The organism is Bacillus cereus, assembly GCF_002561295.1.
Classification (GTDB): Bacteria; Bacillota; Bacilli; order Bacillales; family Bacillaceae_G; genus Bacillus_A; species Bacillus_A cereus_S.
In genome coordinates, this window is the sequence record NZ_NTUG01000010.1 from 207,174 (window position 1) to 216,463 (window position 9,290).

Consider the following 9,290-nt stretch of genomic DNA (forward strand, 5'->3'; position numbering starts at 1 on the left):
AAAATAAAAAACAAGAGAATTTTCCTGATTCATAGTTGGAAATCCTCTTGCAACATCTAATTATTTACTTTCATAAAACTCTTTTGATATTCCTTGAATTAACGGTGATGCTTCTCCAGAATAGAAAATGCGTAAGTCATGAAGTGATCTCGTACATCCAACATATAATAGTTTTGCATCATGCTTTGTTCCTTTATAATGCATAGCATCTACATCTATAAGTAATACAGCATCGAATTCTAAACCTTTTGCCAAATATACAGGTACAACTGAAATGCCACCTTCATATTTACTTTGATTTGCTTCAATCACATTAACAGTGATTCCTGCAGCCGTTAATTTTTCATATATGTTACGGCACTCATCATCTGTTCTACCTATTACAGCAATTGTCTTTACATTCTCATTTTGCATATCTTCTAGTGTTTTTATAATTTCCGTAAATTGATCATCTGTAGAAATGACTTTGACTTTCTCGCCACTTCGAAAAACTGGGGTCGCCAAACCTACTGGAACTTCAGCATTTTTAATGACTTCATTTGCAAATTCAATAATCTCTTTTGTAGAACGATAGCTTCTCGTCAATTCATAATAGCCCGTTTCTTGAAATACTTCTTTAAAGTCATTCCAGTCTTCAATCCCTTGATAATCGTATATCGCTTGTGATAAATCTCCTAAAATGGTAAAAGAATTACCCATTGTAATTTCTTTTAGAATATAGATTTGTAATGGTGAAAAATCCTGCGCTTCATCTATTACAACGTGGTGAAATTTTTGTCCTATTTCAATTCCTGCTAATTGATGATGAATATAAATAAGCGGTGCTAAATCTTCTGCGTATATTTCTTTTTTACGGCAATTTTTCTCTGTTTCTTGTACAAGTTCTTTAGGCAACACTTCTAATATTGCTTGTTGCTTCATGAGCGAACTGTACAATGATAACGGGGTCATTTTAGGCCAAAATTTCATATATGCACTTAATCTTTTTGTAGCTTCTTTTTTTAATTCCTTTTTCTTGTTCGTTCCTTCAAACTTCTTGAGTTCGATCTCAATCCAGCGCTTTATCCGGCCAACTAATCGCTCTCTACGCTTCGCTAATGGATAGTGCTTATATTCAACTTGTATCCATTTTCGAATTTCTTCTACTGTAATAACAGCTTGATCCCACGCTTCAAAATCTTCTACTGGTATTAAATTCTTTTCAAATTGATTAATACTTTCTTCAATAAATGACTTAAACTTCAGCGTTCCTTTTAATTTACCAAGCATAACCTTGCTGTCATCACGATTTATTGAAAAAGCTGCTGTTAACTTTTCTTCCGCATCTTTCAATTTCACCGCATCATCTAACGTACGCAGTGCCCAATCTTGAAATGTGGTTTGCTTAATATTTCCGACACCAAGTTCAGGAAGTACACTAGAAATATAATCTAAAAACAAACTGTTTGGAGCAAATACAATCATTCTCTCCGCCTCGAGTTGCTCACGATATTCATAAATTAAAAAAGCAAGGCGATGTAAAGCGATTGTTGTTTTCCCGCTCCCTGCAACCCCTTGAATCAATAGTGGCATGTTTTTCTCTGCACGAATAATATCATTTTGCTCCGATTGTATCGTCGAAACGATATCTTTTAATTTATTATCTTTATTTTCACCTAAGCGATATAGGAGAAAATCATCTGCAAGTGATACATCTTCACTTCCTTTTACATATGTATCCACAACACGTTCTAGCTCTCTTTTTCGAATAGCAATATTTCTTTTTAAATACACATCGCCTTCCACTAGCCCATCTGGTGAATGATAAAACGCCATTTCCTCCCCACCAGTAAATGAATAAAACATACTCGCAACAGGTGCACGCCAGTCAATAACAATTGGTTTCGTTGTTTCTTCATCCGACACACCTACTTTACCAATGTAAATTGGCATTGGCTCGTCTTTTCCATCTTCCTGAAAATCTAACCGCCCAAAGTATGGCTCTTGCACACCAATACGTAGGTTTTGTCTATTTGATTCCCTCATACTTTCAAGAATTTGCTCTTTAAAATCGCTTCCATAATAAACCGGGGTTTTTTCCAATTTATCTAGGTGCTTATCCATCGTAGACAAAGTTTCTTTCATTCGCTGTAATTCTTCTTGGAATATGTTGCTCATTATGATGATTCCCTCCTGTCCGTTCTAATTTTTCAGTCGAAATATAATTGTATAAAAAATCTATTTATAAAGTCAATAGTTCAATTATGAACTTTCTACAATTTCCAGTGCATAAGAAAAGGTTTAATCCTCAATGAATATAGAATTAGTCTCTTTGTTTACTGCGTATAAATTTAGATTATGTTAACTCCAGATGAATAAGGTATACATCAAGAAGTTTGTTAGATAAGTATACAAACAAAAAAATATTTGTTTAATAAAATATACTGTACTCTATTAAAAGAAAGGAGATGAAAATATTTGGAGTTAGAAAAATTTGTTGATTCTCTTCCGATCCCCTCCATAATCAAACCGAAAGGAACATGTCAAGGAAAGCCGCTTTATGATGTACGTATGATTGAAACATTACACAAGTTTCATAGAGATTTACCTAAAACGAAGGTATGGGGTTATAACGGATTAGTACCTGGTCCAACCTTTGATGTTCAAAAAAATCATCCTGTATATGTGAGATGGACAAATGATTTACCTAAAAAACATTTTTTACCTGTCGATAAAACCGTTCACGGAGCCCATGATACCCCAGAAGTACGAACTGTTGTACATCTACATGGGAACCCCAGTGAACCAGATAGTGATGGTCATCCTGAAGCATGGTTTACAAGAAACTTTCAACAAACAGGTCCTAGATTCGTGAAAGAGATTTATCATTATACGAATCTAGAACGAGCAACCGCTCTTTGGTATCATGACCATGCACTTGGAATTACCCGTCTGAATGTGTATGCAGGTCTTGCAGGCCTTTACTTGATTCGTGATAAGGAAGAACGGTCACTTCCGCTTCCTAAAGATAAATATGAAATACCGCTTATCGTTCAAGATAAATCCTTTAATCCAGATGGTTCTCTCTTTTACCCTGCTCAACCAGATAACCCATCCCCTAATTTACCATTTCCTTCTATTGTTCCTCTATTCTTAGGGAACACAATTACAGTTAACGGGAAAGTATGGCCATTTTTAAAAGTAGAGCCCCGCAAATACAGATTTCGTTTATTAAACGCTTCTAATACGCGAACATATAAGTTCCAATTCAGTGACCTTAGTTCATTCTTTTTAATCGGAACGGATGGCGGTCTTCTTAAACGGCCAATTCAAGTACAAAGTTTGGATGTTTCACCTTCTGAACGTGTTGATATCATTGTCGATTTCTCAAGTTTAGAGGGAAAAAAAGTAGTATTACAAAATGAAAGTGATTTAGAAAATCCAACTGGCGAGGTAATGGAGTTCCAAGTAACTAAGCCTTTATCTTGTCCTGATAAAAGCAAAATCCCATGTCTCTTAAGCAACATTGACTTTTTTCCAGTAAAACAAGTGAATGTAAGAAAAGTAAGACGGTTAACACTAAGTGACTCAGAAGATGAATTTGGGCGCCCTATGCTTTTACTAGATAATAAAGAATGGGATGATCCAGTGACAGAAACACCATTACTTGATTCTATCGAAATATGGGAGTTAGTGAATTTGACCGCTGGAATTCATCCTATTCATATACATCTTGTTAATTTTCGTGTCCTTGATCGCCACGATCTGAATGGAAAATTGTTACCTCCTCTCCCTGCTGATTTCGGTTTAAAAGATACCGTTCTAGTAGAGGGCGAACAAATCGTTCGAATTATAATGAAGTTTGAACCGTATTCTGGAGACTATGTATGGCATTGTCATCGTTTAGAGCATGAAGACCATGACATGATGAGACCATTAAAAATTATAAAGTGAAACTTTAATCAGTGGGGGTTTTCTTCATCCCCCNNCGTCCGAGGGAGCGAAACGGCTGGAGATTTTAGCCGCTAGAGCTAGACATCGTTTCTCTTTGAATCTTGGGACGGGGGGTCTTACTGCCCGTTAATGCGGGATAAAATTACCTTCTGACACCATGATTAAAGAGTAGTATCAAAAATATGGGCGTAAACAAAACCCGAATAGTGGACTCATTTCAAAGAATCCACTATTCGGGTTTTTTATTTATATTATTAAGAAACGCTCAAATGTTTAAAGCGCTATTTCGCTTTATTTCGGTACGCTACCCAATTACCAGAAATGATAGGTGTGAGCAGCATCCCTTCATTTTGTGCAATATACACATATGCATGTATAGTTTCATCATTAAAATAAATCGTTTGCGTAATACGATCATATAGATCTTGCTCTGGATTACCTGTATACTCTTCCAATTCGTCTAGCTTTTGTAAAACTTCATCATTTACTTCATATACTTCTCCATACACCTTAGTATCACTTGCAAAAATCATCGCCGGATAACCTTCATTTGTATCAAAGAGTTTTCCATAAGTCCATGCTTCTTCAGTTATACTTGTTGCCCCATGTAAATAATGCGCATTTTCCTGTTGTTTTCTTAATGTGCCATAAACAAAAACATAGTGCATTTTCCTATCCCCTTAGTACTACTCTATTTTCTTATTTGTAAATAAGCACGAATCATAAAGTAACTTACTTCATTCGGAAGCTGTTCTTTAATCGACTTCAATCCACCTTCTGCATGTTGTACTGCTGATTCAATAAGAGGTTCGTATTCTGCTGGAACGAAACTTGGCCAGTCCACTTCCATACCTTCTTCATAGCAGCGAATTAAGTGGTTTTCGACAGTTTGACTTGATAAATTTCGCTCTTTTGCAATCATACTTAATTCAGTTCCTTGTTTATACATTTCATACGTTTCTAAATGGGAATTTGCCGATGCTTTTCCAGATTTCTTACGTTCAGTAACAACCTCTGTTTTAATCGTATCCGCGTAATCTGGGTTTTGTTCAATAAAATGAATGACCGCTTGTAAAAATTGAGAACCATATTTCACAAGTTTATGTTCTCCAATCCCTTTTACTTGCAGTAATTCTGCATCATTTTGCGGCATTTTTGCGCACATATCTTTTAACGTTTGATCAGAGAAAATAACAAACGGTGGTACGCCTTCTCCTTGTGCAATTTCTTTTCGAACGTCACGAAGCACTTCAAATAACGGATGATCTTGTACGATTTGTCTCGTTTCTACTCTTTCTTTCCGTAACACATTCTCATTTCCAAGCAACACTTCTTTTCCTTTCGCTGTTACTTTCAATGTTGGATATGTCCCGTGCTCCACCGCAATTAACTCTTCTGAAATTAAAAACTCAATAAACTCACTTACTTCTTTTACGCTACGATTTGACAAAAGTCCGTATGTTGGTAACGTATGAAAATTAAATTCAATTACTTTTTTATTTTTTGACCCCGTTAACACTTGTGCAATCATTTGCTTTCCAAATCGCTGGTTTGTTCGAATCATACACGATAATACCATTTGTGATTCTCTCGTCACATCAACACTTTCACGTTCATCAATGCAATTCCCGCAACGTCCACAATCTTCTTTCGGTTCTTCTCCAAAATACTCTAAAATAAATGATTGTAAACATTGTTCCGTATGACAATAATCTGTCATATGTTGTAGTTTTTCCAGTTCATTTGAGAAACGTGATTCCCCGGTAGATTGATCAATTAAAAAGCGCTGCACTTGCACATCTTGAGACGAATACAGCAAAATACATTCACTATCTAATCCATCACGACCAGCACGTCCTGCTTCTTGATAATAGCTTTCCATATTTTTCGGAAGCTGATAATGAATCACATAACGTATATTTGATTTGTCAATCCCCATACCAAATGCTGATGTAGCGACCATCACACTTACTTCATCACGTAAAAATCGCTCTTGCTGTTCATTGCGATCATGATCATTCATTCCCGCATGATAACGCGCAACTGAAACACCTGATTTATATAAATCTTCATACAGTTGATCAACAACTTTCCTTGTCGCTGCATAAATAATTCCAGATTCCTTTTTATTTTGACGAATATAATCTGCTAAATAGGCATTTCGGTCCTGCCCTTTAATTACCGAAAACGATAAATTTTCCCGTTCGAAGGTTGTCATAATTGTATTCTCTTGATTAATTTCAAGAGCACGGCAAATATCTTCACGCACTTGAGGCGTTGCGGTCGCTGTCAATGCAAGTACCAGTGGTTTTTCTGGGAGATAATCTAGTATGCGGTGTATATGTAAATAACTTGGGCGGAAATCATGCCCCCACTGCGAAATACAGTGCGCTTCATCAATGGCAATCATCGGTATTTTCATATCCATTAATTGATCCACAAATTCCATGGAATCAAGACGCTCTGGCGCAACGTAAAGTAACTTGTAATGACCTTGTTTCGCTAATTGGATTCGTTGATTGGCTTCTGTTATTGAAATCGAACTATTAATATATGTAGCTGAGATTCCGTTTTGTACTAACGTATCTACTTGGTCCTTCATAAGTGAAATAAGTGGCGATATAACTAATGTTGTCCCCTCAAACACTAATGCCGGAATTTGATAACAAATTGATTTACCACCGCCTGTTGGCATAATACAAACGGTATCTTTTCCATCCAATACATTTTTAATTGTCTCATCTTGCCCTCTGCGGAATGATGAATAACCAAAATAGGACGCTAAAAGTTCTTGTGCTTTTGTAAACAAAAAAGATTCACCTGCTTTTCTTAGTCTTTCATCTACTAGTATTATATCATCACTTGATAATCATTGTACCACTGATTATCACACCTCACGGATCAGGATTTTATGGACAGTTAATGCGGGGTAAAAGGAAATTTCAATTCGATGACGAAAAGAAAAAGAATCTCAGCTAAATATGGAGCATAAAAATAACATATTGATCCTAATTATCGATAGTGGAAGTTTCACTTTATTTCTATCCTTATGTACACATTCAATTTAGGGAGGGTTATTTATGAAACGCAACAATAATTTAATCGATTTTCGTGCTTCAACTAAACAACTCAAAGTTCCTGATTATGCTGACTGGCAATATGAATCTCTTTATAAATACCGACCTTTATTTTCCTACAAAAAACTTTTTCGCATCTTTTTTAAAGAAACAAAGCGTTAATATCTTTTTTCTCAATACGTGACCGATGGACTTCATTCATCACAATCGATAACATTTAATTAATCTGTTGGATTAACCCCCTTCTTACGACTTGCTTTTTACTTGCAGGTCATTTTTCATTGTATAATTAGCATGCAAATTATACAAAACCTCAAAACAAAGAAACACGCTGCAAATACAGCTAACATCGGTTGCAATTTCATTTTTTTCTCAATACACAAAATACATTTCGTTTGTTACGATAAAAGTACTCCAGATGGGTTATTGCTCATCAACATTATCTAGCCAAAGGGGCCTACTGCGGGAAGTAGGTCTCTTTGACTTCGGTCAAAAGATTTCTTATTATAATCCGAGCTAGACCTCTATTCATTTGGACACATTTACCAGGTTTCTTTCCAAGAAATTCATGTTACGATTACTTTGTCGAGTTCGACATTCTCGACAATACCCTTACAAAGCCCTGCAACTTCCCTTGCAGGGCTTTACTTTATTTTATCATTTTAACCGAGAAGCCCCCTTCCTCTAAACGAAGTGAAGGTGGGATAGTTTAATCTTCTCTAAATCCAGCTCAGCCCTTTACATTTAGCATATCTCGATATATTTTAGTAATATCTTTGTTTATATTTATAGGAGGAAATGTATTGATTAACGCACTAGGTCTCGCTTTTATTCTTTCTAATAAGCCTGAAAAGAAGAAAAAAGTTTATCTTAATGATAGATTTGCACTCATAGATATTATTGAATCTAAAGATGTATATGATTCTGAAGGTAATCCACTAGTAGAACTAACATGTAAATACAGTATTTATTTAGATGAGAAATACTACTGTAAATCTCTTGATGACTACACTGGACAAATATTCCCTTTCCTAAGTGCAAAAATAGGAAAAGGTCTTGTTCGAAATTTAAATTATTATTCTTCGTATATTGATGTATACGATAAAAAACCACCTGTTAAAGAAATACGAAGCCTTATGCAGCAAGTAATAACTTATAAATGAAAGGGGGATTTCTGCAGCCCCCTTCTTTTCATGAACGAATTATTAATCTTCATCTTGATACGATAATTCTGCTAAAAATTCTTCTAGTGAATCGCTATGTAAGAGTGGCTCCCATGCGCCAGTCCCATGCTCGGCTGTATACACTGGGAATTTTTCATCTTTTACATCCACAAAAAAAGGATCTCCCATTAATTCTTCGTATCCAATAACAAACCAACTATCTTTCCAATCTCCTTCTGCGTTTCCTATAAGAGATTCATTGTCTATGCCCCCTACACGGTACCCGAGTTGCCCTTCTTCAAATTGCTCTCTTAAAAATATGTACACAGGTTGCATTTCGTCCGTAATATCTAAAATTTCCACTTTGTTTGTTTCTAATCGCTCAAGCATACATAATAATGCATCAATCTCATTTTTGTAGAGCATATAGCAATCTCCTTATCTGTTTTTCTTATAAGTCTATATTTTGGATCTCTTTATCCATTTCAACTGCTACTTTCAACCTCTGCAGCATATACCCAATCCCCGTGCAACCTTCCAACGGATAGGAAATCGTCTCTTCTGGATATAACTTTGTCACGACTTTCCTATGTTTCTTTCCTGCAAGTAAAACAATTTCATCAAATTTTAGTAATCCTTTATCCACCATCTGCTTTTTTAATTCGTCTATATGAATAATTTCATCGCTTTTTGAATCAAAAGCAAGATCATAGTTTTCTTGTACGATATCATCCGGTCGTAAAAAACCATGTTTTGCAGATAAAATAACCCGATGTGTAAAAAATCGAGACGCATATGCCTGACATGCTTTACCGAATGGACTAATGTATACATCTTTCGCCTCAGTCGGTCCTTTATTAGGATGCTTATCCCAAATTTTCTTTTTTCCACATGGAATAATACATAATCTTTTCATTGTTGTATTCTTACCTCTTTTCTACTTCATAATAAAATCATAGCATTTTTCATTCATAGATAAAAATATCAAGTTTTACTTTTCTTCCGACTCAAGTTCTGTTTTTTCCTAAATGTAATATGAAAAGAATAGACCTTAATATCCAAAATTTTATCCTTCCTAAAAACAAAAAAGAACAAGCAGTGAACTGCACCCCAATTG

At 35.4% G+C, this 9,290-nt stretch carries 8 protein-coding genes; 3 read left to right on the forward strand and 5 right to left on the reverse strand.

The window, feature by feature from the left end; translation table 11 throughout:
* Positions 1 to 60: 60 nt before the first annotated feature.
* Entirely contained in the window at positions 61 to 2,157 is a 2,097-nt protein-coding gene (locus tag CN373_RS09440; RefSeq protein WP_000065197.1) for a HelD family protein, read from the reverse strand.
* Between the two features lie 300 nt (positions 2,158 to 2,457).
* Here CN373_RS09440 and CN373_RS09445 point away from each other — a divergent pair, with 300 nt between their 5' ends.
* Positions 2,458 to 3,933: a multicopper oxidase family protein gene (locus CN373_RS09445; protein WP_098359162.1), complete on the forward strand. Its 1,476-nt coding sequence runs from the start codon at positions 2,458 to 2,460 to the stop codon at positions 3,931 to 3,933.
* Between the two features lie 281 nt (positions 3,934 to 4,214).
* Here the strand turns inward: CN373_RS09445 and CN373_RS09450 are convergent, their stop codons facing one another.
* Positions 4,215 to 4,601, reverse strand: a complete 387-nt coding sequence (locus tag CN373_RS09450; protein ID WP_000559542.1) for a gamma-glutamylcyclotransferase family protein — start codon at positions 4,599 to 4,601, stop codon at positions 4,215 to 4,217.
* 23 nt (positions 4,602 to 4,624) lie between these two features.
* Positions 4,625 to 6,742 carry a DNA helicase RecQ gene (gene recQ, locus CN373_RS09455; protein WP_000494297.1) on the reverse strand — a complete coding sequence of 706 codons (2,118 nt, stop codon included), beginning with the start codon at positions 6,740 to 6,742 and terminating at the stop codon, positions 4,625 to 4,627.
* Positions 6,743 to 7,013: 271 nt separating this feature from the next.
* Here recQ and CN373_RS25540 point away from each other — a divergent pair, with 271 nt between their 5' ends.
* The gene (locus CN373_RS25540) at positions 7,014 to 7,172 is read left to right on the forward strand and encodes a hypothetical protein (RefSeq protein WP_165770730.1); all 159 of its coding nucleotides are present in this window, start codon (positions 7,014 to 7,016) and stop codon (positions 7,170 to 7,172) included.
* A gap of 641 nt (positions 7,173 to 7,813) precedes the next feature.
* Complete coding sequence (locus CN373_RS09460; protein ID WP_000606251.1) at positions 7,814 to 8,173, forward strand: hypothetical protein; 360 nt, start codon at positions 7,814 to 7,816, stop codon at positions 8,171 to 8,173.
* Positions 8,174 to 8,215: 42 nt separating this feature from the next.
* Here the strand turns inward: CN373_RS09460 and CN373_RS09465 are convergent, their stop codons facing one another.
* A complete protein-coding gene (locus tag CN373_RS09465) occupies positions 8,216 to 8,599 on the reverse strand; it encodes a hypothetical protein (protein WP_000966041.1) in 384 nt (127 codons plus the stop codon).
* A 25-nt stretch (positions 8,600 to 8,624) separates the two neighbouring features.
* Entirely contained in the window at positions 8,625 to 9,089 is a 465-nt protein-coding gene (locus tag CN373_RS09470) for a DUF6884 domain-containing protein (RefSeq protein WP_098359163.1), read from the reverse strand.
* Positions 9,090 to 9,290: the final 201 nt, after the last annotated feature.